This window comes from Acidovorax sp. Q11, from assembly GCF_054950075.1.
In genome coordinates this window covers 414580-436999 of sequence record NZ_JBUDZG010000001.1, presented here as the reverse complement: position 1 = coordinate 436999, position 22420 = coordinate 414580, and the positions used below count along the sequence as shown (strand labels likewise).

General features: G+C 68.2%; 18 protein-coding genes and 1 pseudogene. 7 read left to right on the top strand and 12 right to left on the bottom strand.

Annotation, left to right across the window (positions count from 1 at the left end; translation table 11 throughout):
• Positions 1-21: 21 nt before the first annotated feature.
• Together ACYZGB_RS01950 and leuA are read right to left on the bottom strand one after the other, a co-directional pair.
• A complete protein-coding gene (locus ACYZGB_RS01950) occupies positions 22-525 on the bottom strand; it encodes a C40 family peptidase (RefSeq protein WP_462386525.1) in 504 nt (167 codons plus the stop codon).
• 143 nt (positions 526-668) lie between these two features.
• The gene (leuA, locus tag ACYZGB_RS01945) at positions 669-2369 is read right to left on the bottom strand and encodes a 2-isopropylmalate synthase (protein WP_462386524.1); all 1701 of its coding nucleotides are present in this window, start codon (positions 2367-2369) and stop codon (positions 669-671) included.
• Between the two features lie 416 nt (positions 2370-2785).
• On the opposite strand from leuA, the gene ACYZGB_RS01940 reads away from it, so the two are divergent.
• Positions 2786-3151: a YciI family protein gene (locus tag ACYZGB_RS01940; RefSeq protein WP_462386523.1), complete on the top strand. Its 366-nt coding sequence runs from the start codon at positions 2786-2788 to the stop codon at positions 3149-3151.
• 20 nt (positions 3152-3171) lie between these two features.
• On the opposite strand, the gene ACYZGB_RS01935 is transcribed toward ACYZGB_RS01940, so the two are convergent.
• From ACYZGB_RS01935 to ACYZGB_RS01920, 4 genes are all read right to left on the bottom strand, one after another.
• Positions 3172-5082, bottom strand: coding sequence for a putative bifunctional diguanylate cyclase/phosphodiesterase (locus ACYZGB_RS01935; RefSeq protein ID WP_462386522.1), 1911 nt, complete (start codon positions 5080-5082; stop codon positions 3172-3174).
• Positions 5079-5630 carry a YfiR family protein gene (locus ACYZGB_RS01930; protein WP_462386521.1) on the bottom strand — a complete coding sequence of 184 codons (552 nt, stop codon included), beginning with the start codon at positions 5628-5630 and terminating at the stop codon, positions 5079-5081. Before ACYZGB_RS01930 ends, ACYZGB_RS01935 begins: the two co-directional genes overlap by 4 nt.
• 3 nt (positions 5631-5633) lie before the next feature.
• Entirely contained in the window at positions 5634-7682 is a 2049-nt protein-coding gene (locus ACYZGB_RS01925) for a TonB-dependent receptor plug domain-containing protein (RefSeq protein ID WP_462386520.1), read from the bottom strand.
• Between the two features lie 154 nt (positions 7683-7836).
• Positions 7837-11772 (bottom strand): WG repeat-containing protein, encoded by a 3936-nt coding sequence (locus ACYZGB_RS01920; protein WP_462386519.1) that lies wholly within the window; start codon positions 11770-11772, stop codon positions 7837-7839.
• Positions 11773-12042: 270 nt separating this feature from the next.
• On the opposite strand from ACYZGB_RS01920, the gene ACYZGB_RS01915 reads away from it, so the two are divergent.
• The 4 genes and pseudogenes from ACYZGB_RS01915 (at position 12043) to ACYZGB_RS01900 (ending at position 14834) form a co-directional block, all read left to right on the top strand.
• Positions 12043-12459: a YciI family protein gene (locus ACYZGB_RS01915; RefSeq protein WP_462386518.1), complete on the top strand. Its 417-nt coding sequence runs from the start codon at positions 12043-12045 to the stop codon at positions 12457-12459.
• A 26-nt stretch (positions 12460-12485) separates the two neighbouring features.
• Positions 12486-13022 carry an SRPBCC family protein gene (locus ACYZGB_RS01910; protein WP_462386517.1) on the top strand — a complete coding sequence of 179 codons (537 nt, stop codon included), beginning with the start codon at positions 12486-12488 and terminating at the stop codon, positions 13020-13022.
• A 63-nt stretch (positions 13023-13085) separates the two neighbouring features.
• A complete protein-coding gene (locus ACYZGB_RS01905) occupies positions 13086-13493 on the top strand; it encodes a VOC family protein (RefSeq protein ID WP_462386516.1) in 408 nt (135 codons plus the stop codon).
• Between the two features lie 10 nt (positions 13494-13503).
• Positions 13504-14834: pseudogene (locus tag ACYZGB_RS01900) on the top strand (RNA polymerase sigma factor).
• Positions 14835-14844: 10 nt separating this feature from the next.
• On the opposite strand, the gene ACYZGB_RS01895 reads toward ACYZGB_RS01900, so the two are convergent.
• From ACYZGB_RS01895 to ACYZGB_RS01880, 4 genes are all read right to left on the bottom strand, one after another.
• Entirely contained in the window at positions 14845-15342 is a 498-nt protein-coding gene (locus ACYZGB_RS01895) for a ribonuclease HI family protein (protein WP_462386515.1), read from the bottom strand.
• Positions 15339-15602, bottom strand: a complete 264-nt coding sequence (locus ACYZGB_RS01890) for a DUF3297 family protein (protein WP_462386514.1) — start codon at positions 15600-15602, stop codon at positions 15339-15341. Before ACYZGB_RS01890 ends, ACYZGB_RS01895 begins: the two co-directional genes overlap by 4 nt.
• A gap of 87 nt (positions 15603-15689) precedes the next feature.
• Positions 15690-16271: an NnrU family protein gene (locus ACYZGB_RS01885; protein ID WP_462386513.1), complete on the bottom strand. Its 582-nt coding sequence runs from the start codon at positions 16269-16271 to the stop codon at positions 15690-15692.
• 177 nt (positions 16272-16448) lie between these two features.
• The gene (locus ACYZGB_RS01880; RefSeq protein WP_462386512.1) at positions 16449-17060 is read right to left on the bottom strand and encodes a 3'-5' exonuclease; all 612 of its coding nucleotides are present in this window, start codon (positions 17058-17060) and stop codon (positions 16449-16451) included.
• 137 nt (positions 17061-17197) lie between these two features.
• On the opposite strand from ACYZGB_RS01880, the gene ACYZGB_RS01875 reads away from it, so the two are divergent.
• Positions 17198-18619: a serine hydrolase domain-containing protein gene (locus ACYZGB_RS01875; RefSeq protein WP_462386511.1), complete on the top strand. Its 1422-nt coding sequence runs from the start codon at positions 17198-17200 to the stop codon at positions 18617-18619.
• Positions 18620-18678: 59 nt separating this feature from the next.
• A complete protein-coding gene (locus ACYZGB_RS01870; RefSeq protein ID WP_462386510.1) occupies positions 18679-19713 on the top strand; it encodes a M28 family peptidase in 1035 nt (344 codons plus the stop codon).
• Between the two features lie 18 nt (positions 19714-19731).
• On the opposite strand, the gene ACYZGB_RS01865 is transcribed toward ACYZGB_RS01870, so the two are convergent.
• Together ACYZGB_RS01865 and dinG are read right to left on the bottom strand one after the other, a co-directional pair.
• Positions 19732-20088 (bottom strand): zinc ribbon domain-containing protein YjdM, encoded by a 357-nt coding sequence (locus ACYZGB_RS01865; RefSeq protein ID WP_056743179.1) that lies wholly within the window; start codon positions 20086-20088, stop codon positions 19732-19734.
• A 62-nt stretch (positions 20089-20150) separates the two neighbouring features.
• The gene (dinG, locus tag ACYZGB_RS01860) at positions 20151-22313 is read right to left on the bottom strand and encodes an ATP-dependent DNA helicase DinG (RefSeq protein ID WP_462386509.1); all 2163 of its coding nucleotides are present in this window, start codon (positions 22311-22313) and stop codon (positions 20151-20153) included.
• Positions 22314-22420 lie beyond the last annotated feature (107 nt).

Sequence of the window (22420 nt, the reverse complement as noted above, 5' to 3'; positions counted from 1 at the left end):
AAGGCGACTCAGGGGGAGCCTCTACGGTCTGCGGAACGCCGCATTCTGCCGCGCCCAGTGGCGCGACTGCAGGTGATCCAGCCGCACCGTGCCGCCGGTGGAGGGTGCGTGCACAAACCGCCCCTCACCCACGTAGATGCCCGCATGGCTGGGCTGGCGGCCGGTACCGAACACCACCAGGTCGCCCGTGCGCAGCTCGCTGCTGTCGATGGGGGCGCCCCAGGTGTTGAGCTGGGCCACGGTGCGTGGCGGCGGCGTGCCCACCTGGTTGCGGTACACGTAGCCGATGAGGCCGCTGCAGTCAAAGCCCGAGTCGGGCGTGTTGCCGCCAAAGCGGTACGGCGTGCCCACCAGGCCCAGCGCGTGGATGGCGATGTCGTGCGCCTGCTCGGCCGTGAGCGGCGGTGTGGTGCGCAAGGGCGCGCTGGATGTGGGCGACGGCGGGGGCCGAGAGGTGCCACATCCGGCAAGGACCAACAGGGCGGCGGTGCAGGTGGCAAAAGCCAGGCGGTGAAAAACGCGCATGGGACGAAGGGTAACGGATGGGGCGCGGGGCATGCCCCTACCCCGTCCACAGGCTGGGGATATTGCACAAAAGTGCCGTCTGCGCCCTACCATCAAGCGCTGATAGCTATCTTTTTTGATAGTACCCCGTCACCACCCGCAGCTCAATCCACATGCGCCATGGTGGCCGCCGCGGCCCCTGCCGTGGCCTGCGGGCGCCGTGCCATCAGCCGGTTGGCCACACCCACAATGGCCAGCACCGAGGCGGTCACGATGTTGTGGCTGGCGCCTGCGCCAAAGGTGGCACCGGCCACACCCTCCATCGCAGCTTCCACGATCGCCAGCGCCTGCGCGTTGGCGCCCGTGCCGGTGGCGCGCTCTTCGTAGTGGTCCACCCGCAGCGGCAGGCCCAGCGCGTCCACAGTCGCGGCGATGGGGCCGTTGCCCTGGCCGCGCAGCGTCTGGCGTGTGCCGTCGATGGTGACGTCCAGCTCGATGCCCTGCCCGTCTTCATCCAGCCGGTGGCTATGGCAGATGATGGCGGCCTGCGTGGGGGCCTGCAGGTAGGTGGCCTGGAACAGGCTCCACAGCGCATCGCCCGTCATTTCGCCTTCGCTCGCGTCGGTCTGGCGCTGCACCACGGCGCTGAACTCCACCTGCATGCGGCGCGGCATCACCACGCCATGCTCACGCTCCAGCAAGAAGGCGATGCCGCCCTTGCCCGACTGGCTGTTCACGCGGATCACGCTGTCGTAGGTGCGGCCGAGGTCGGCCGGGTCAATGGGCAGATACGGCACTTCCCACAAGGCGTTGGGGTCCTGCGCGGCAAAGCCCTTCTTGATCGCGTCCTGGTGTGAGCCCGAGAACGCGGTGAACACCAAATCGCCCGCATAGGGGTGGCGCGGGTGCACGGGCAGCGAGGTGCATTCCTCGGCAATGCGGGCGACCGAGGTGATGTCCGAGAAGTCGAGGTTCGGGTGCACGCCCTGCGTGTACAGGTTGAGCGCCAGGGTCACGATGTCCACGTTGCCACAGCGCTCGCCGTTGCCGAAGAGGCAGCCTTCCACGCGGTCGGCGCCGGCCATCATCGCGAGTTCTGCCGCCGCCACGCCCGTGCCCCGGTCGTTGTGCGGGTGCACCGACAGCACGATGTGCTCGCGCGGCGCGAGGTGCCGGTCCATCCACTCGATCTGATCGGCAAATACGTTGGGCGTGGCGTTCTCCACCGTGGTCGGCAGGTTGATGATGATGGGGCGGCCGGGGCCTGCATTCCACGCTGCAATCGCGGTCTGGCAGGCCTTGAGGGACACGCTGAGCTCGGTGGCGCTGAAGGTCTCGGGCGAGTACTGCAAGGTCCACTGCGTTTCGGGCCGCGCGTCGGTGAGCTGCTTGAGGTAGCCCACATGGTGGGCGATGAGCTGCATCACCTGCGTCACGTTCATGCCGAACACGATGCGCCGCCAGGCGGGCGCGGTGGCGTTGTAGAGGTGCACGATGGCGCGGGGCGCGCCCTGCACGGCCTCGACGGTGCGTGCGATGAGGTCTTCGCGCGACTGGGTCATGACCATGATGGTCACGTCGTCGGGGATCAGGTTTTCATCAATGAGGCGGCGCACGAAGTCAAAGTCGGTCTGCGACGCGGCGGGAAAGCCGACCTCGATCTCCTTGAAGCCGATGCGCACCAGCTCGTGGAAGAGCTTCATCTTGCGCTCGCCGTTCATGGGCTCGAACAGCGCCTGGTTGCCGTCGCGCAGGTCGGTGGAGAGCCACCGGGGGGCGCGCGTGATGCTGCGGTTGGGCCATTGGCGGTCTGCGAGCGCAATGGGGGCGATGGGCTGGTACTTGGTGGCGGGCTTGGCAATCATGAGAGGCTCCACGAACGGTGTGCAGTGCGTGGGCGCACTGCAGGTCAACAACGAATGAAAAACAAAACGTGTGACATCCCCTGCAGCCCTTTGCATGTGCAAAGGCTGGTTCGCGGGCCGGGGTCAGGGGGAGATCAGGTGTTGCGCTGAACGGGTCAGGCAACGAGGGTGGCGAACGCAGGCAGACCCCGGCCAGGCACTAGGCCTAGCGATAGGGTGGATAGGAGCATGCTGCGTTGCATAGGGGGCCAAAGATAGCACAGGCCTGCTGCAGCGCGCAAGAATATGATAAAAAATGGCCGCTACCGCGCGACAGACAAGCACTTTAAGCTATCAATATTATAGCTATCGCCACTGTCAGGACAGCGGTCCACACGGGCCCCACCCCTTTTTTCCTTCTGTTCAGGAGACACCCCATGCCCTACATGCTGCTCATCATGGAACCCCACGGCCAGCGTGCCGAGCGGGGGCTGGCGGGGGGGCAGGAGGCCTATGCGCGCATGCTGCGGTTTGGCGAAGGGCTGCAGGCGCGGGGCCTGCTGCGTGCCTCCGAGTCGCTGGCCTCCACCGACCAGGCCGTGCGCCTGCAGGTGCGCGAGGGCCAGACCCGGTTGGTGGATGGCCCGTTTGCCGAGACCAAGGAAATGGTGGGCGGCTTCTATCTGCTGGACTGCGCCACCCGCGACGAGGCCGTGGCCATTGCACGTGCATGCCCGGCCGCCGAATGGGCCACCGTGGAAGTGCGCGAGGTCGCCCCCTGTTACCACGGCGCCGAGGCCTGAGCAGCCCTGCGCCCTGCGCGCTACGCCGTGGTGCCCGCCTGCAGTGCCAGAAACTGCGCCACCGGCATGGGCCGCGCAAACACATAACCCTGCAGCACATCGCAACCTTGCTGCACCAGGTAGTCGGCCTGCTGCGGGGTTTCCACACCCTCGGCAGTCACCTGCAGCCCCAGGCCATGCGCCAGCGCCACGATGGCGGTGACGATGGTGCGGCTGTGTTCCTGCTCGGGCAGGTCACGCACAAAGCTGCGGTCGATCTTCAGGCGCCGCATCGGCAGCTGGCGCAGGTAGGCCAGCGATGAGTAGCCCGTGCCGAAATCGTCGATGGCCAGGTGGATGCCCAGCTGGCTCAGGCGGTGCAGCGTGTGGGCGCCCGCCTCCATGTTTTCCATCAGCACGGTTTCGGTGAGTTCGATTTCGAGCAGGTGGGCGGGCAGGCCTTCTTCGCGCAGGATGTCCATCACGCGCTCCAGAAACTGCGGGTCGCCCAGCTGGCGCGCCGAGATGTTGACGGCCACCCGCAGCGGCCCGGGCGCGGTCCAGCGCGCAGCATCGCGGCAGGCGGTGCGCAGCACCCAGTAGCCCAGCGGCACGATGAGGCCGCAGTCCTCGGCCACCGACACGGCTTCGAGTGGCGGCACCGCGCCCAGCTCGGCGTGGGTCCAGCGCAGCAGCGCTTCGGCCCCCACCAGGGCCTGGCCGCGCGCGGCAAACAGCGGCTGGTAGTGGAGCGCCAGTCCGCCACCCTGCTGCTCCAGCTCGGCGCGCAGCGCATGTTCGATGGCCTGGCGCCGCACCACGGCCTGGTTCATCGACGGCTCGAAGCGCACGCAGCGGTTCTTGCCCATCTCCTTGGCGCGGTACATGGCGGTGTCGGCATTGCTGACCAGGGCATTGATGTCGGACGCATCGTCGGGAAAGGTGGCGATGCCCGCACTGCCGGTGATATTCATCTGGTGCCCCGCCTCTGCGTAGGCCGCCTGGAAGACGCCGATGATCCGCTGCGCATATTTCTCCAGCGCAGCATCGTCCATGTTCAGCCGGAGGATCAGCGCAAACTCGTCGCCCCCCAGGCGCGAGATGGTGTCGTCGCTGCGCACCACCGACTGCAGACGCTGCGCCACCTGGCGCAACAGGCCGTCGCCTGCGGCATGCCCGAAGGTGTCGTTGAGCGTCTTGAAGTTGTCCAGGTCGATGTAGACCAGCGCCACCCGGTGCCCCAGGCTGCGGGCCTGCTCCAGCTCGGCGGCCAGCCGCTCGTTGAACGCGTGGCGGTTGCCGGTGCCCGTGACGGCGTCGGTGTGGGCCAGCGTGTGCAGCCGGTGCTCGGCCTCGCGCACGGCGGCGCGGCTGCGCAGCACCATGGCCGTGGCCACCCCCATGGCACACACTGCCACCAGCAGCGCACTGCCAAAACGCAGGGCCAGTCGGGTGTGTACTTCTCGCATTGACTTGCGGATGTACAGCGTGCCCAGCGGGCTCGCTGCGCCCGGGATGGCGCGGGTGATCTCCAGAATCTCCCAACCAGAGCGCTCCAGCGCACCATGCATGCCTGCCGCGCGCAGCGTGGTCGGAAACGCCGGGTCGCGGCCACGCACATAGTGGGAAAACAGCACGCCGTCGTTGTCATACACGCCCGCCGCCAGCACCATCGACGACGAGCGCAGCGCGCCCAACATTTCGTTGGCCGTCCCCGTGTCGCGGAACATGACTGCCGCCGAGATGTTGTCGGCCACGATGGCGGCCTCCACGCGGCTGTCCTGCAGCATGGAGCTGCGGGTGCTCCAGTAGTCCATGGCCGTGAGCGCCAGCACCACGGTCAGCAGCGCCAGGCCTGCTGACAGGATGCCCGTGGCCACCAGCCGCGAGGACAGCAGGATGGGCGGCAACAGCGGGGCTGGTGCCTGGGGGGGGGGGTGCAGGGGCGTCATTTGCCCCCCCGGGCCAAGCGCAACAGCCTGGAGCTGATGGTGAGCCCCGCCTTCGCGGCCGCATCGGGGTTGATGCCGAACACGATGCGTCCATCGCGCTGTGCCAATGCGATGACGATCTCGGGGTTGACGAAGGTCAGCTCATCGGAGACCGTGAGCACGCCGTGCGCCGCAGGCAGGGCCCGCAGCGCGCGCAGCGCGGGCTCGACATCCGCATTGCTCAGCACCACCACCCGGCACTGGTGCAGGCTGGCGGGTTCCAGCAGCTTCACCCGCAGGGTGCGGCCCTTGCTGGCGGGTTTGCCCTCCAGCGCACTCAGGGGGCGCTTGAGCGGGCTGAAGGGCGACACGCACAGACCGATCTCCTGGGGCGGGTCCGCCTCGCTGTCGGGCCATTCAATGAACTGGATGAAGTTGAAGATGTAGGCGGCCTTCAGCTCCAGCTCGCCCACGGGTTCGTTGGCATGGCTGGCGCCCCCGCCCACTGCGCACAGCACCACCCACAGCCAGGCCACCAGCTTTGTGTGTAGGCGCAGGGGGGGGCACATGGCTCAGAACGCGTAGGTGAGCTTGATGCGGTAGGTCCGCCCGTCCTGGCGCACGGTGTTATCGCGGATCTCGAACGAGGCCGGATCGGCGTGCTGGCGGTTGAACAGGTTGTAGACCCCCACCGACACATCGACATCGGCCACGCGTGTGGTGTAGGTGGCATTGGCCAGCACATGCCCGGGCAGGCGGGTGCCGCGCACCGTGCTGCGCGGGCCGATGCCGATGGCTTCGATGGCGTAGCGCCCCGTACCGACGCCAGGCACCGTGCCCCAGCGCAGGGTGTCCGACCACTGCAGCTTGAGCAGGTGCCGGGGGGCATTGGTCAGCGGCCCGGCCTGCGAGGGGTCGCGCGCCCGCTGCCAGCCGTAGGCCACGCGCAGGCGCTGGCCGCCCTGCCAGCGCTGCTCGGCCTCGGCCTCCAGGCCGTGCACCTGCACGGCGCGGGTGTTGCCTACCGTCAGCCGATCGGCGTGACTGGACGTGTCGAACGCGACCAGATCGGTCACGGACGAGCGGAACGCCGTCAGCAGCCAGCGGCTGGCGGCGTTGGGTGCGTGCTCCAGCGCCAGCTCGGTAGTGCGCACGCGCTCCGAGCGCAAGCCTGACCCTTGCGCCAAGCCGCCCGGCAGGTCCACGCGGTAGTCGCGTTCATAAGCGTTGGGTGGCCGGTAGGCCGTGCCGTGCAGCAGCTTGACGGCGGTGGCGGGGTTCCACCAGTACACCAGTCCCAGGCGGGGGTGGACGGCGCTTGCACTGCCCGACTGCTTGCCCCAGCGCAGCCCGGCATGGAGCGTGAGGTCGGCACTGAGCGCGAACTCGTCCTGGAAGTACAGGCCCAGCACATCGCCCTTGCGGCTGGTATCCAGGTACTGGGCGGGTGGCGCAAGGTCGATGTTGGTCTGGTGGATGCGGGTGTCGCGCCGGTAGTCCAGGCCCCAGGACAGCTTGTGGCGCGCCAGCGCCGTGCTCACCCACTGCCATTCGGTGCCCCACCACTGGCCGGTGCCCACATCGCGGTTCATCGTGACGGGTGGGTAGTCGTACACGTAGTCGCCCACGTACTGGTAGCGGCCCGCGTAAAGACGCCCGGTGAAGGCCAGTGAAGGCTGCAACTGCGTGGTGTATTCGGCCGCCAGCAGCGTGCTTTGGTCGTTGAAACGCGAACGCGGGTCGTTGAAGACCTGCGAGAACGCCGCCGTGGGAACGCCCTTGGTGCGTTCGCCATGGGCCAGCGTGAGCGCCAGCCCCCCATGCGCCCGGCGCACGAACAGTTGGGTGCTGCGGTCATAGTCCAGCCGCTGCGCCAGGCCACCGGGGCTCTCGGGCGTGTCGAAGGCGGGGAAGTGCTGGTCAGCCCCGCGTGTGGTGGCCCGGGTGGCCGACACCAGCCAGTCGGCCCCCAGCGCATCCACCGTGCCCATCGAAAACCGCAGCTTGGCGCTGCCATGGCTGCCTGCCTCGGCGCTGACCTGTGGCCCGGCCAGCTGACGGCCATTGCGCGTGATCACATTGACCACGCCAAAAAAGGCGTTAGCCCCATACACCGCCGACCCGGGCCCGGGCACAAATTCCACCCGGTCCACCAGGTCCAGGTCCAGCGGAAAGTCGGTTCCGATGCTGGCCTGGTCGTAGAGGTTGTCGTTGAAACGCACCCCGTTGACCAGCAGCAGCACGCGCGTGTTGTAGTCGCCCGGGGTCGCAAAGCCCCGGGTGCCCAGGTAGTGGTAGGCACGGTCGTAGGAGATGTACAGCCCGCGCAGGCTGCCCAGCACCTCGGCGAGTGTGCGGTAGCCAAACAGCCGGATGTCGTCGGCCGTGACCACGCTCACGGCGGCGGGGGCTTCGAGTGCGGTCTGTGCATAGCGGCTGGCCGTGGTGACCTGCATCTGCATGAGCTGCTCCAGCGGCAGATCGGCCACAGCCACCTGGGTTTGTGCAGACACACTGGCCGCTGCGGCAGCGCACAGCCAGGCCAGCACCCGGGGGGCCCAAAGCGCCCCGGCCACCAGGGGCCGTGGCGGGTGCTGCGGGTTGCTCGATCCTTGTGCCATGGGCTGGGCTCCGTGTGTGGCTGGCTGGCGCTCTGTTGCTCGAGGCTGGCGTGCGGGAGGGCGCGTCAAGCGATGGATCAGGTCTTTACAAATTGTATCCAGCCCGTGCTGCGGATTACAGGGCCCGGGATCGGTGATCTCCCTAGGAAAGCCCTCAGTCCTCTCCCCGTTCCTTGGCCCGGGCAGCATAGACCAGGCCCACGCGCCGGTACAGCCAGCGCCAGCCAAAGGTGTAGAGCAGCACCACGGCACAGGCGGCCCCCAGCCAGGGGCTCAGCGGTGTGGAAAACAGGAAGCGCCAGGCCCAGTAAAGCTCCGAAAAGCCCATCAGCAGCGCCGTGCCCAGCCCGATCCAGGGGCCTTCGGCGCGCCAGGCGGCCACCGACACGAAGGCATGGGCCACAAGGGCGGCCAGCCCCAGCACCAGGTGAGTCACCATGGCCAGGAAGGGCCGCACCTCGAACCAGCCGGCCAGGCCGCGCAGGGTGGGCGTGTCTGCCGACTTGGCGCCCAGCATGGTCTTGAGTGCAAAGGCCGCGAAGAAGCCCTTTTGCCGCAGGCGCCCCGAGGCCGTCTCGTGGCTGCTCATCAGCGAATCCGCGAGCTTGCGCGTGAGCCAGTCGCTGCCGGATGCGGTGCTGCTGCTGGAATCGTCGTCATCCTCGGGCGGCAATTGGCGGATGGCGCCTGGCACTTGGCTGCGCAGGGCTTCGGGCACATGCTCGATGGCGCTGCCATTGCTTCGCACGGCCCAGGCGGACACGGTGAGCGTGCGCTGGGCCTGCGGCACCGATTCCAGCCGCCAGCCCCCGCTGCGCACATGCTCGATGCAGGCCTCTTCGCTCAGCATGGCGGGGGGAATCTGCCCGAACTCCTTCACGTTCTGGCGCAGGGCGGCTGCATAGCGTGCCGGGGTCATCAGGCGGCGCGGCACAAAACGCACCGTGTCTTCATCGGCAGCCAGGGCTGCGTCCACCATGGCGTGGGTGATGCGTTCGCGCGGAATGTCGGCCAGCGTGCGCGGGTGTGTGTGCAGCTGCGCCACCAGCGTGGCATCGTCGGCCGCTGCAGTCTGGCCCTGGGCCAGTGCCAGCAGCCAGCGGGTGTCTTCGGCATCGTCCCACTGCGCGCGGTAGGTCGAATCCAGCGACAGCACCGTGGAGGCCTCCAGCGCCGCAGCCTGGTGGTTGCCCAGCGCGCGGTGGGCGCTGGCCATCACGTAGTGCGCGTGTTGCTCGTAGCGCATCTCGGGGCGGCCCCGCTGCGCGTCGGCAAGTGCGCCTTCGTAGTCCCCAGCCCAAAGCTTCACCCAGGCGCGGGTGCCATGCCAGTGGCTGCCTTGGCGGGCATCGCCTTCTTTGCGGGCTTCAGCCAGGTCGTCCTCGATCAGCCAGGTGGTCACCTCCAGGCGCAGGGCCTCGGGCACGTGCAGGAACACGTCCGAGCGGTCCTGTAGCGCGGCCACGCACACCTCCAGGCTGCGCAGTGGCTCAGGGATTTTGGCTAGCGACAGGCCATTGGTGCGGGCCGATGCCAGGCACAGTGCGGGGGTGATGAGTTCGGGCGGGATCTCGGCAATCAGGCAGCCGTAGTCGTGCCGCACCGCCAGCGCGGCCAGTTCTGGCGTGATCCGGGTTTTGTCGATGTAGCTGATGTTGTAGATGTCGGCCTGCAGGGCGGCCTTCTCCAGCTCTTCGGTGCGCAGCCAGTGCGCCAGGGCGCGCAGCGGGGCCTCGGCCCGCACGGCCTGGAGCGCCAGCGCGGGGGTCAGCAGGCAGCCCCACAGATCGTAGAGGCTGTTGCGGTCCCACCGTGCGGGAAGGTGGCTGTTGCGTTCGTCGCGCCAGTCCCATTCGTGCTGGCCCGCATACAGTTCGCGCGCCAGCGCCAGACCCTCGGCGGTCATGCACTGGGGCGGGATGTTGGCGGCGGCCTCTGCGCCCCGGCGAATCAGGGCCGACAGCCGCTCGGGGGTCTGGAAGGCGGCGGGCACCCAGGCGAGTGCCTCCACGTCGCTGGCCAGTGCCGCGTCCACCATGGCATCGTCGCACCAGGGCGCGGGCACCTGGGCGATGGCATAGCGGTCGCTGACCACGGCCTGCAGCCATTCTTCGCGGGTCTGGGGCAGCGGGCGTTCGGCCTGCGGAGGGTCGCCCTCCTCGCTGTCCGTGGCAGCATCGTCTGTGCCTTCTGCGTTGGCGTGCTGGGCGATGACCTGGCGGCGGGCGCGCTGGGCGGTTTCCAGGGCATCCAGGCTGGGGGCGGCCATCAGCCACAGCTCCCACCAGGCGTCACCGTCGCCCGAGTCAGCGTGTTTGTACAGGCTCAGCCACTGCTCGCGCGTTTCGCGCAGCACGCCGCTGTCGCCCGGCAGGGCCTGGGCCAGGGGCACGGCCCAGGCCAGGGTGTGGCTGGTGCTGTACTGGGTGGGTGCGGCATGCTCCGGGTCGGGGTCGGGCGTGCCGTATTGCTCCGTGAGGGCCCGGACCATGGCCGTGCGCGCCTGTTCTACCGTGTCGCTGAGCTGGCCGCACAAGAACTCGTAAGGCCCGTTGTGCTCTTCGCTGATGTAGGTGCGCATCACGCGCCGCACCACCACCGCGCGGTGGGCCTGCATCGTGTCTTCGTCTTCCTCGTCGTCATCATCATCATCATCGTCGTCTTCGTCCGATGCGGTCTCGGGCTCCAGGGTCTCGCCCGCCGCCAGCCGGTGCAGGCGGGCTTCGGCCGCGGCCAGCAGGGTCTGGGCCAGGGGCGCGATGTCCTCCAGCGTGGCCATGCCCTCCAGGTGATCGGCCACCGGGCGTTCGAAGAAAGGCCGTGGCGGCTGGCAGGGGGCCCCGGCGCCACTGCGCCACAGGGCCGTGCCATCGGCGTCCAGCAGCGTGGCGTGCTGGCCGTCGTAGGTGGCGCGCCAGACCATGGCGCCGTCCTTGTCGATCCAGGCCACCTGGCCATCGCGGGTGAGAAAGGGCACCAGCGGGGTATCGGGTTGTTCATCCACCAGCCACCCGTCGCTGTTGGTCAGGGGCTCCAGCAGCGGGGTGCCCAGCGGGATGAACTGGCCATCGGTGTGCAGCAGCCCCCAGGTGGTGGGGTTTGTGTCGCCCCGGCGTGCTGCGGTGCGTGCCACGGCAAAGTGGCCTTCGGTGCGGAAGTGGCTGCCGAACGCCAGGGGCGGCGTGGGCAGGGTGGTGCCATTGGCGCGCAGAAAATCCGTGCCGTTGTAGGTGCTGGCGGCCAAGCCACAGGCCATGTAGCGCGACAGGTGGCGTTCGCCCTTGACCACCACGCGGCCCTGGGTGTCCAGGTAGCCATGGCCGTTGTCCCAGGCATCGGGTTCGTCAAAAAAAGCCAGGCCTTCGCTGTTGAAGGCATCGATGCGGGGGTAGCGGGGCTCCAGCACCCACTCGCCCCGGGTGTCGATCAGGCCCCAGGTCTCCGCGTCCAGCGATGCCGGGGTGACGGGCAGCTCGCCAAAGGGTTCGACGGCCTTGAAGCGGGGCTCGATCACCCATTGGCCGCTGCGGTCCACAAAACCCTGGCGGCGCTGGTTCTTGTCCTTCTTCCAGACCACGGCGCGGGCCAGGCCCTCGGCGCCGAACAGGCTCAGGTCGCGGAAGCTGTCCTCGCAGGTAAAACGCCCTTCGCTGTCGATGATGCGCCAGGCGTTGGGGCCCACCTTCACCGCACACAGGCCGTCATGAAACGGCCGCGTGTCCTCAAACCGGGGCGGGATCACCACCTCGCCCGTCCGGTTCACAAAGCCCCAGTGCCCGTCCTGCAGAAAACGCGCCATGCCATCGTCGGAATAGCTGCGGGCGCTGTCCAGTGTGGGGGCCACACGCCAGCGGGCCTCGCCGTCGATGTAGCCCCAGCGGCCATCGTCTGCCATGGCTGCCGCAATCCAGCCGCCCTGCCCGTCGGCGCTGAAGCGAAACACCATCTGCAGGCCCTCGGGCGGGCTGCTGGCGCGGCCGGGGCCGTGCACGATCACACAGGCATGGCGGGCGCCGTCGGGCGACAGCGGGATGTTGGCGATGCGCGGGGGCGCGGCCGGGCTCTGGGTGTGTTGTTGTGTGTTGTGCATGGGCTCCGTTTCCTCCGCCGCGGATCGTAGCCACGGACCACCACACACACGTAATAGGACGTAATCGCGAGGGGCATGCGCACAGGCGGTGGGTTTTGGGCTTGTGTGGGCGCAGCCTTTCCCCCGGTGCACCGATTTTTCTAAGTGAAAACCCTTGCTGGTCGAAAAACATGTCGAATCCGGCCACCCCCGTTCGTCGTGGTGGATGAGAGCGGCAAAACCTGCCGTCTCACACATCCACTTGTTCACCACCACCACAGGAGAAAAGCCATGCGATTCATGATTTTGGTCAAGGCCAGCCCCGAGAGCGAAGCCGGTGTCATGCCCGGGGAGGACCTGCTGGCCGCCATGGGCGCCTACCACGAAGAACTGGCCCACGCGGGCGTGCTGCTGGACGGCGTGGGCCTGAAGGCCAGCGCCCAGGGCTGGCGGGTGCGCTACGGCAAGGGCGGCGAGCGCACGGTGGTCGATGGCCCTTTCACCGAAACCAAAGAGCTGCTGGCGGGCTACACGCTGATCCAGGTGCGTTCCCGCGAAGAGGCCATGGAATGGGCGCGCCGCTTTCCCAACCCGCGCGGCGAGGGCCTGGAGGCCGAGATCGAGGTGCGCCCGGTTTTTGAACTGGACGATTTCGCACCCGGCGAGGCCGTGCAGCGTTTTCGCGACCTCGACGCCGCACGCGGCTGAGCCCCGGTGAAACAGGAGACACCACCATGATCAAGACCATCGCCCTCGTGCTGCTCGCCGCCCTGGCCCTGCTGCTGGCCTATGCCGCCACACGCCCCGACACCTTCCGCGTGGAACGCAGCCGCGTCATCCCCGCTCCGCCCGAACGGGTCTACGGCCTCATCCACGACCTGCGCCAGTTCAATACCTGGAACCCCTACGAACGCAAGGACCCCGCCATCAAGGGCGAATACAGCGCCACCACCACCGGCCCCGGCGCACGCTACGCCTGGCAGGGCGACAAGGTGGGCACCGGCAGCATGGAGATCGTGGACGCCACGGCCCCCCGCCGCGTGGGCATGAAGCTCGACTTCGTGAAGCCCTTCGAAGCCCACAACCAGGTCGAGTTCACGCTGTTGCCTGAAGGCACCGGCGCCACCCGCGTCACCTGGGCCATGCAGGGCCCCGTGCCCTACCTGGCCAAGATCGCCCACCTGTTCTTCAACATGGACCGCATGGTGGGACAGGACTTCGAGGACGGCCTGGCCAACCTGCAGGTCGTGGTGCAAAAGCCTGCGACCTGAGTCGCGCCCCCTTTGCCAAGCCCCCCATTTCCCTATACCTTTCCCACCCTTCAGGAGACCTCCATGCACCAGCAAATCTTCGTGAACCTGCCGATCGAGAACATGGCCCGCTCGCAGGCCTTCTTCCGCGCCCTGGGCTATGAATTCAACCCCCAGTTCACCAACGACCAGGGCGCCTGCCTGGTGGTGGGCGAGAACCTCTTCGTGATGCTGCTGGTGAAAGACTTCTACCAGACCTTCACCAGCAAAACGATTGCCGACGCACGCACCACCTCCGAAGTACTGGTGTGCTTCTCGTGCGGCAGCCGTGCAGAGGTCGATGCCCTGGTGGACAAGGCCGTGGCCGCAGGCGGCACCACACCCCGCCCCGCGCAGGACCTGGGCTTCATGTACTCGCGCAGCTTTGATGACCTCGATGGCCACACCTGGGAATTTGTGCACATGGTGGATGCCAGCAAGGCGCTGGGCTAAGAACGTGTGAATGAATACGCCGGATTCATTCACACCTTCTGATCGCGTGAAACCTTCTGCCCTGCCCGACCGCGATGCCCTGCACCGCAGCATCGACTCCGTGTGGCGCATTGAGGCCGCGCGCATCATCGCCAGCGTGGCGCGCATGACGCGCGACGTGGGCCGGGCCGAAGAGCTGGCGCAGGATGCGCTGCTGGCCGCGCTGGAGCACTGGCCCACCACCGGCCTGCCCGCCAACCCGGCGGCGTGGCTCATGACCACGGCCAAGCGCCGTGCCATTGACCACCTGCGCCAGCAGGCCCTGCACCAGCGCGAGCACGAGGCCCTGGGCCACGACCTCGAAGCGCTTGAAGCCCAGTACGCGCCCGATGTGGTGGACACCCTGATGCACGCCGAGCAGGACGACATCGGCGACGACCTGCTGCGCCTCATGTTCACCGCCTGCCACCCAGTGCTGCCTACCGAGGCGCGTGTGGCCCTCACGCTGCGGCTGCTGGGCGGCCTCACCACGGCCGAGATCGCGCGCGCCTTCCTGGTGCCCGAGCCCACCATCGCGCAGCGCATCGTGCGTGCCAAGCGCAGCCTCACGGCCGCCCATGTGCCGTTCGAAGTGCCCGGTGCGGCCGAGCGCGCGCCGCGCCTGGCCTCGGTGCTGGAGGTGATCTACCTCATCTTCAACGAAGGTTATGCCGCCACGGCGGGCGACGACTGGATGCGCCCCGCGCTGTGTGGCGAGGCGCAGCGCCTGGTGCGGGTGCTGGCCAGCCTGGCGCCCGAAGAACCTGAGGTGCAGGGCCTGGTGGCGCTGCTCGAAATCCAGGCCTCGCGCTTGCCCGCACGCACCGTGCACAGGGCCAGCCCGTGCTGCTGATGGACCAGGACCGCGCGCGCTGGGACCATCTGCTGGTGCGCCGGGGCCTGGCCGCCCTGGACAAGGCCGAGCAGCTCGCGCGCACCGGCAAGCCCTGGGGGCCGTACGCGCTGCAGGGCGCGATTGCCGCCTGCCACGCGCGCGCCAGGCAGGCACAGGACACCGACTGGCCCCACATCGTGGCGCTGTACGACGCTCTGCTGCAGGTGGCGCCCTCGCCTGTGGTGGCACTGAACCGCGCCGTGGCCGTTGGCATGGCCGAGGGGCCAGAGGCCGCGCTGGCGCTGGTCGATGCCCTGGCCAGCGACCCCCTGCTGCGCCACTACCATTGGCTACCCAGCGTGCGCGGCGATCTGCTGGCCAAGCTGGGCCGGGGGGCGGAAGCGGGGGCCGAGTTCGAGCGCGCGGCGGGCCTCACGCGCAACGCGCAGGAAAAGGCGCTGCTGCTGGCCCGTGCGGCGGGGGGTTGAGGAGGCGTTTTCAGCGCCGCTTGTTCTTCTTCCCGCAGTGCCCCGGCGGTAGGGCCGCCTTGGGCGCCAGCCCCAGCGCAGCGCGTGCCAGGGTATCGGCGGCGCCGTTGCGGTGGCGCGGAATCCACTGCAGGCGAACGTTGTGGAAGGCTTGCAAAGCGCTGCGCGCCTCATCAAACAACGCTGCCAGCCGCGCAATCGGCGCCGTGGGTTGGCCGCCCAACTGCTCCACCAGCACGCTGTTGTCGCTGAACACCTGCACAGGGGTTGACGTTGCGATGCCCTGCTGCGCCAGCCACCGCAGCGCCTGCATCAGCGCGCGCAACTCGGCCTCGTTGTTGCAGCCGGTGAAGGTGGTGGCTTCGGAAATCTGGTGCTGCACGGTCCCGTCGGGCCCCGTCAGCACGGCCCCCAGGCCCATGCGCCCGGGGTTGGGCCAGGCACTGCCGTCGCAGTGGATCACCCAGGCGCCGGGGGCGAGCGGTGCAACCGCCCGTGCGGCGGTCACTTGTAGAACGCTTCGACCGTGCCCTTGAGCTTGATGAGCAGCGGCTGGCCCTTGCGGTCCAGTGTCTTGCCCGCAGGCACCTTCACCCAGCCTTCGCTGATGCAGTATTCCTCCACATCGAAACGCTCCTTGCCGTTCAGGCGGATGCCGATGTCGTGCTCGAACACGGCGGCCACATGGTGCGGGCTGCGGGGGTTGACCGACAGGTGGTCGGGCAGGGAGGGCCGGTCGGCGGGGCTGGGGGTATTGGCTTCGGTCATACAGGTCTCAGGGAAAGGAGAAAACGCAAAGCGCGGATTCTCCGGCATTTGTGGCGCTGGCCGCCCCGGCATCCGATCAACGTCGGGCTACCGCCCCATCGGCGCCACGCCGATCAGCCACGCATGGCCCCAGAACGCAAAGCCTGCCCAGGCCACCAGGCCCACCACCACGGCAGCCCCCGTGCCCGCAGCACTGCCTGCCGCGTACACCGTGCCCTGCGCCCGGTCGCGCTGGCGCGCGGCGCGAAAGCTCAGCACCGCCCACAGCAAGAAGCTGCCAAACAGCAGCACGTCGGCCAGATTGCCGTTGGACAGCAGATGCGCCAGCGCCCACACCTTCACGCCCAACACCATGGGGTGGTGCAGCCGGGCCTTGATCGCATTGCGCGGCACATAGGCGGCGGCCAGCAGCACAAAGGCGATCAGCGTCAGCAGCGCTGCGGCGTGCCGCATGCCCACGGGCGGTGCCCACAGCACCATGGGCTGTTGCCGCGCCAGGCCATAGCCCCACACGATGAGCACCAGGCCCACGGCCGACACCAGCGAATACAGCCCCTTCCACGGCATTTCGCCCATGCGCGCCCGCGTCTGCGTGCGCCAGCCATCGGCCACGATGCGCACCGAGTGCACACCCAGAAACAGCACCAGTCCAAGAACCAGAATTTCCATGGCAAGACCTTTCATCGGGGGTTGTTGTGGGCGCAGCCACCTTGTGTGGGCTTGTCGCGGCTCCAGTATGCAAGAAATTTGAATAAAAATGGCCTTCTGCGCGCGTCCATCATGCCCTGATAGCTATCAAATTAATAGTATTTGGATGTTGCTTGGTGTGCCCTCAGCGGGCCCTGGCTAGGCCGCCGCGTGCCGCGCCAGCAGCGCCCCCACGGCGGGCTTGGCGCAGCGCTGCAGGGATTGCAGCAGCGCATGGTTGGGCTCAGCCACGCGCCAGCGGGTGCGCAGGTCGTGCTGCATGCGCGCCAGCAGCGCGGCCGCCATTTCGGCATCGGCCAGCGCCCGGTGGGCCTGGCCCATGCGCGGCAGGCCGTGGTAGTCCACCAGCGTGCCCAGCTTGTGGCTGGGCGCCTGCGGGTACAGCCGCCGCGACAGCAGCACCGTGCACGCAAACGGCTGCGGCGCAGGCAGCCCGGTCAGGGCCAGTTCGGCCTGCCAGAACTTGCTGTCGAACGCCGCGTTGTGCGCCACCATGGGCGCGTTGCCCACAAACCGCGCGGCGTCTTGCATCACCCCGGCCGCATCCGGCGCGGCCGCCACCATGGCGTTGGTGATGCCGGTGAGCTGGGTGATGAACGACGGAATCCACACACCCGTTTTCATCAGGCTCTGGAACCGGTCCACCACCTGGCCTTGCTCCAGCAGCACGATCGCCACCTCGGTGGCGCGCGCGCCTTGGCCGGGCGAGACGCCGGTGGTTTCAAAGTCGATGACGGCGATGGGGGGCATGGGGGCGGGTGTCAAAAGAAAGGATTGTGCCGCCGCACCCGACCGCAGTGCTGCCTGCCTTGTGTGTCCGCGGGCCCTTCGCGATGTGTGGCCTACACTGCCCACCCTGTTTCTGGACGCATGAAGCCGAGCAACCCATGAAGAAAAGCACCGCCGATTCGGCCTGGATCAACGCTGCCTTGGGCTACCTGCCGCAATGGCTCGACCTGCAGCTGGAGCGCTACCGCCAACCCGGTTGTTCCGTGGCCATCGCACGCGGCGGCAAAACGGTGGCAGAGCTGGCGCTGGGTGTGGCCGACCTGCGCACCCACCAACCCCTCACGCCCCGGCACCGCCTGCGCATTGCGTCGCACTCCAAGAGCTTCACTGCAGCGGGTGTCATGCTGCTGCGCGAGCAGGGGAAGGTCGGGCTGGACGACCCCATTGGCCGCTATGTCGATGGCCTGCACAAGGACCTGGCCCGGGCGCGCATTGGCGAGCTGCTCTCGCACAGTGCGGGCGTGACGCGTGACGGGCCCGATGCGGGCCAGTTCCTGGACCGGCGGCCGTATCTCTCCCGCGCCGAGCTGCTGGCGGACCTGCGCGCCAAGCCGCCGCTGGAGGCAGGGGTGCAGCTCAAGTATTCGAACCACGGCTATGGCCTGCTGGGGCTGATGATGGAGCAGGTCACCGGCACGGACTACGCCAGCTGGATGGTGCGCCATGTGATTGATGCTGCAGGCCTGCAGGAAACCGTGCCCGACATGCCGCGCCTGGCGCGCAGCGCGCCCATGGCCCAGGGCCACAGCAGCGAGTTTCCGTTTGGCCAGCGCCTTATCGTGCCGGGCGATAACGTGTGTGGTGCGATGGCCCCCGCTGCCGGGTTTGTGTCCACCGCGTCGGATGTGGCCCGCTTCTTTTCGCAGCTGGCGCCGGACAGCCCGCACAGCATCCTCTCGCCCGCCAGCCGCCGCGAGATGGCGCAGCGCCGCTGGCGCGACCCTTGCAACCTGTTCGAGTCCCACTACGGCCTGGGCACCATGCTCAGCGCGCCGGGCCCGCGCGAATGGATGGGCCACACCGGCGGCCTGCAGGGGTTTCTGTCGCGCACCGCGCGCTACCCCGCTCTCGATCTGACGGTGACCGTGCTCACCAACGCGCAGGACGGCCTGTCCACCGAGTGGGTGGAGGGCATTGCCAGCATCTTGTTTGCGTTTCAGCAGCACGGTGCGCCGGGCAAAAAGGAAGCCGCCTGGGCGGGGCGCTGGTGGAGCCTGTGGGGCGCGAGCGACCTGGTGCCCATGGGCAAGGTGGTGTGCCAGGTGGTGCCCGCCATGTTTGTGCCCTTCAACGCCGCCACAACGGAGCTGGCCATCACCGGGCGCGACACCGGCGTGGTACAGAAAGCCTCGGCCTACGCCAGCCCCGGCCAGCCGGTGCGCCGCGTGCGCGATGCCAGCGGCACACCGGCCGAACTGTGGGTGGGCGGCGCCCAGTTGCTGCCCCAGGATGCCATGCTGGTCGAGGCCACCCGTCGCTATCGCAAGGCGCGCCCGCGCCGCAGTGATCCATCAAAGTGACGGATGCGCCCGGGGCATGTGCCTGGTAATGCGCATGCAGTGCCGATGAAACCAACGCCATGAGAATTTCACAGATCGCCCTGCGTCTGGGGCAAAGCCTGCTGCGCATCACCGGCGCCGTTGCCACCGTGTTGGGCCTGCTGCTGGTGGCCATCCTGGCAGTCACCACCATGCCCGGCAGCTCGCACCGTGGCGCGCTCCCGCCCTCCACTGCCGAGCAGCAGGCGCTGGCGCAGCAGTTGCACCGCCATGTGGCCGTGATTGCAGCGCAGGAGCACAATGCCCAGCACCCTGCGGCGCTGGAGGCCGTGGCGACTTACCTGGAATCAGAGCTGGTCTCGTATGGTTACCGGGTGCGGCGCGACGAGTTCAAGGCGCGCGGCGTGGTGGTGCGCAACCTGGAGGTCACGGTGCCCAGCCAGAGCGCGCCGGGGCAGCGCCTGGTGGTGATCGGCGCGCACTACGATTCGGCGCACGAAACACCCGGCGCCAACGACAACGCCACGGGCACCGCCGCCGTGCTGGCCCTGGCCAAAAGTCTCAAGCACCTGGGCGCCACCGCGCAGGCGGATGTGATGTTTGTGCTCTACACCAACGAAGAGCCGCCCTTTTTCAAGACCCCGCAGATGGGCAGCCAGGTGCACGCCCAGGCCTTGCGGGCCCGTGGGGCGCCGGTGGTGGCGATGCTGTCGCTGGAGACCATGGGGTATTTCTCGAACGCCGAAGGGTCGCAGAAGTACCCCTGGCCGCTGAACCAGTTCTACCCCAAGCAGGGAGATTTCATCGCCTTCGTCGCAACCACGCCCGACCTGGGGCTCGCGCGCCGGGTGGTCCGGTCGTTCCGTTCGCATGCGGCGTTCCCGTCCGAGGGCATCGCGGCGCCGCGTTTCATCCCTGGCGTGGACTATTCGGACCATGCGGCCTACATCGACGCGGGCTACCCCGCGCTGATGGTGACCGACACCGCCCCCTACCGCTACCCGCACTACCACACGCGCGAGGACACGCCCGACAAGGTGGACTACGACCGGCTGGCCCGTGTGGTGCAGGGCCTGGAGGGGGTGGTGCGAGATCTCGCGCAGTCGCCCCGCTGAGCGGGCTCCGCCGCTCGGTCAGGCCTTCTTCAAGAACTCCGACTTGAGCAGCATGCTGCCCAGGTCCGTCTTGCAGTCCACGTTGTGGCCATCGGCACCATCGACCAGGCGGATGCTCTTGATCTTGGTGCCCTTCTTGAGGGTGGACGAGGAGCCCTTGACCTTGAGGTCTTTCACGAGGATCACCGCGTCGCCATCGGCCAGCGGGTTGCCGTTCGCATCCCGGACGATGCCGTCGCCTGCATCGGCATCGGCGTCCGCTGCATCGGCCACCTGCGGCCATTCAAAGGCGCAGTCGGGGCACACATAGTTGCTGCCATCCGGGTAGGTGTTCTCCTGGCCGCACTGGGGGCAGGCGGGAACGGTGTGGGGCATGGTGGGGTCCTCTCTGTCGTTGTTGTAGTGGTTGTGAAATGGGTGCGCACAGTGTCGCCGCTTCACAGCGGCGCGCGTTGCTCCAGCGCAAACGGCGGCAAGCCCTTGAGCAGGCGCTGCCCGTAGCTGGTGCGCACCAGGCGTTTGTCGTAGCAGTACACGTGGGCCTGGTCTTCTTCGGTGCGGATGGCGCGGCCCACCCATTGCGCCAGGCGGATGGCGGTGGCGGGCACCACCAGCTCGCTGAAGGGGTCGCGCCCCACGGCGCGCAGCCATTCGGCGCGGGCCTCGCCTACCGGGTCGTCGGGCGGGGCAAAGGGCAGCTTGGTGATGAAGACCGACTCGCACAACCGCCCGGGTAAATCCAGCCCCTCGCCAAACGACTGCATGCCAAAGATGACCGATGGCTCGCCGTTGTCCACCCGCTCGCGGTGGCGTTTGAGCAACTGCGTGCGCGGCAGTGCGTTCTGCACCAGCACCACGCTGCGCATGGCGGTGGGCAGCGCGTCCACCGCCTGGCGCATCTGCTCGCGTGAGGTGAACAGCACCAGCGCGCCGTACTCCACGCGGGCAATGTCGTGCAGCAGCGCATCGACCATCTCGGTGGTGAACTGCGCGGCGTTCTTGGGGTCGGCGCGCGTCTCGGCCGCAATCAGCGTGCCCTGCGCGGCGTAGTTGAAGGGGCTGGGCACCTCCAGCGTGGTGGTGGCCTCGTCACCATGCAGGCCTGCCTCGCGCAAGAAGAAGTCGAAGTGCCCGCAGCTGGTGAGCGTGGCTGAGGTGAGCACCGCACCGCGCACCGCGCTCCACAGGTGGTTACGCAGCGTGGTGCCGGGCAGGATGGGGCTGGCGTGGGCCTTGACCACGATGAAGTCGCCATCCACTTCCAGCGTGAACCACTTGGCGGCGGGCACCGCCCCTTCGGGCGCGTCCTGCAGCAGCAGTTGCGCGGTGGCGTGCAGCTCTTCCAGGCGCGGGGCCAGCATGCCAATTTGTGCATACAGCGTGGACAGGCGCTTGGCCTCGTCGGGCTTGTCGCGCATCTCGGCGCGCAGGGCTTTGCTGATGGCGCGCAGGGCGTCGAGGAAGCCTTCGGCACTGGCGGCCAGCAGGCCCAGCGGGGCAATGAGCTGTTCGGGCAATTCGCCGCGCGGTACGCGCACGCGCGCCGGGCCCCAGGCGCTGGGCTGGCTCTTGAGCTGGGCGCCATACACATCCATCACGATGCGCGCCAGGTCTTGCAGCGTCTGCCGCAGCTGGGCAGAGTGCTTAGGGATGTCGGCAATCTCTTCGACCTCCAGCAGCGCACCAATGCGCAGGCCCCGGCTGGACAGCCGCTCGATCCAGGTGATGCGCGACAGGTCCATGCTGCACGCGAATTGATCCAGTGCGGTCGAGGGCAGGTGGTGGGCTTCGTCCAGCACCAGGAGGCAGTTGTCCAGCTCGGGCAGCACGCGTGCGCCCAGCGACGACAGCAGCAGGTCGTGGTTGGCCACAATCACCTGCGCGCCCACCAGCTCCTTGCGCTTGTCGTAGTAGGTGCACTGGCTGAAGGCCGGGCAGTGTTTGCCGGTGCACGAGGCGCCCTCGGCCGCCACGGGGCTCCACACCTCGGGCTCGGGCGGCGTGTCCAGGCTGTCGCGGTCGCCATCCCACGCGCCTTTCGACAAGGTCTGCGCCATCGTCGAATAGAACTGGATGCGCGCCTCGGTCTCATGCCGGGGGCGCTTGGCGCGGGCGGCGGCTTCCTCCTCGGCAAACAGGTCGTCTTCGCCCTCTTCCTCGGCCTCGCCCGTGCCCGCCAGGCGGTCGAGCTTGAGCTTGCACACATAGCGCCCGCGCCCCTTGGCCAGCGCAAACTTGAAGGGCTGCGGCAGCAGTGCGGCCAGTGCGGGCAGGTCCTTGTTGACCAGTTGCTCTTGCAATGCCACGGTGGCGGTGGAGATCAACACCCGCGTGCCGCGCGACAGCGCCAGCGCAATGGCAGGTGCGCAGTAGGCCAGCGACTTGCCCACACCCGTGCCCGCCTGGATGACCGCAATGGAGCGCGTGGGCGCGGCCTCGCCACTTTCTTCATCCACCTTGCCCAAGGTGGCGCTGCTGAACGTGCGCGCCACCTGCTCGGCCATCAGCCGCTGGCCAGCGCGGCTGCGAAAACCCTCGGTGGCCGACACCACCGCATCGAAAGATTCAAGGGCCTGCGCGGCCCACACCTGTTGAGACATACAGTAGTGTCGCATGCTCCAGACGGCTTGGTCGCCAACAGTCTGGTGGGGCCGAATTCTGGCCTCGCGGCAACCCCTGGCCCCACAATCCGCGCACGACGACAGAA

Bases quoted from the DNA above. Each gene is read 5' to 3' on its own strand.
- ACYZGB_RS01905 (WP_462386516.1), top strand. From the start codon at position 13,086: ATGCACCAGCAAATCTTCGTGAACCTGCCGATCGAGAACATGGCCCGC.
- leuA (WP_462386524.1), bottom strand. From the start codon at position 2,369: ATGATTGCCAAGCCCGCCACCAAGTACCAGCCCATCGCCCCCATTGCG.
- ACYZGB_RS01880 (WP_462386512.1), bottom strand. From the start codon at position 17,060: ATGCCCCCCATCGCCGTCATCGACTTTGAAACCACCGGCGTCTCGCCC.
- ACYZGB_RS01885 (WP_462386513.1), bottom strand. From the start codon at position 16,271: ATGGAAATTCTGGTTCTTGGACTGGTGCTGTTTCTGGGTGTGCACTCG.
- ACYZGB_RS01935 (WP_462386522.1), bottom strand. From the start codon at position 5,082: ATGACGCCCCTGCACCCCCCCCCCCAGGCACCAGCCCCGCTGTTGCCG.
- ACYZGB_RS01925 (WP_462386520.1), bottom strand. From the start codon at position 7,682: ATGGCACAAGGATCGAGCAACCCGCAGCACCCGCCACGGCCCCTGGTG.
- ACYZGB_RS01865 (WP_056743179.1), bottom strand. From the start codon at position 20,088: ATGCCCCACACCGTTCCCGCCTGCCCCCAGTGCGGCCAGGAGAACACC.
- ACYZGB_RS01920 (WP_462386519.1), bottom strand. From the start codon at position 11,772: ATGCACAACACACAACAACACACCCAGAGCCCGGCCGCGCCCCCGCGC.
- ACYZGB_RS01870 (WP_462386510.1), top strand. From the start codon at position 18,679: ATGAGAATTTCACAGATCGCCCTGCGTCTGGGGCAAAGCCTGCTGCGC.
- ACYZGB_RS01890 (WP_462386514.1), bottom strand. From the start codon at position 15,602: ATGACCGAAGCCAATACCCCCAGCCCCGCCGACCGGCCCTCCCTGCCC.
- ACYZGB_RS01940 (WP_462386523.1), top strand. From the start codon at position 2,786: ATGCCCTACATGCTGCTCATCATGGAACCCCACGGCCAGCGTGCCGAG.
- dinG (WP_462386509.1), bottom strand. From the start codon at position 22,313: ATGTCTCAACAGGTGTGGGCCGCGCAGGCCCTTGAATCTTTCGATGCG.
- ACYZGB_RS01950 (WP_462386525.1), bottom strand. From the start codon at position 525: ATGCGCGTTTTTCACCGCCTGGCTTTTGCCACCTGCACCGCCGCCCTG.
- ACYZGB_RS01875 (WP_462386511.1), top strand. From the start codon at position 17,198: ATGAAGAAAAGCACCGCCGATTCGGCCTGGATCAACGCTGCCTTGGGC.
- ACYZGB_RS01915 (WP_462386518.1), top strand. From the start codon at position 12,043: ATGCGATTCATGATTTTGGTCAAGGCCAGCCCCGAGAGCGAAGCCGGT.
- ACYZGB_RS01930 (WP_462386521.1), bottom strand. From the start codon at position 5,630: ATGTGCCCCCCCCTGCGCCTACACACAAAGCTGGTGGCCTGGCTGTGG.
- ACYZGB_RS01910 (WP_462386517.1), top strand. From the start codon at position 12,486: ATGATCAAGACCATCGCCCTCGTGCTGCTCGCCGCCCTGGCCCTGCTG.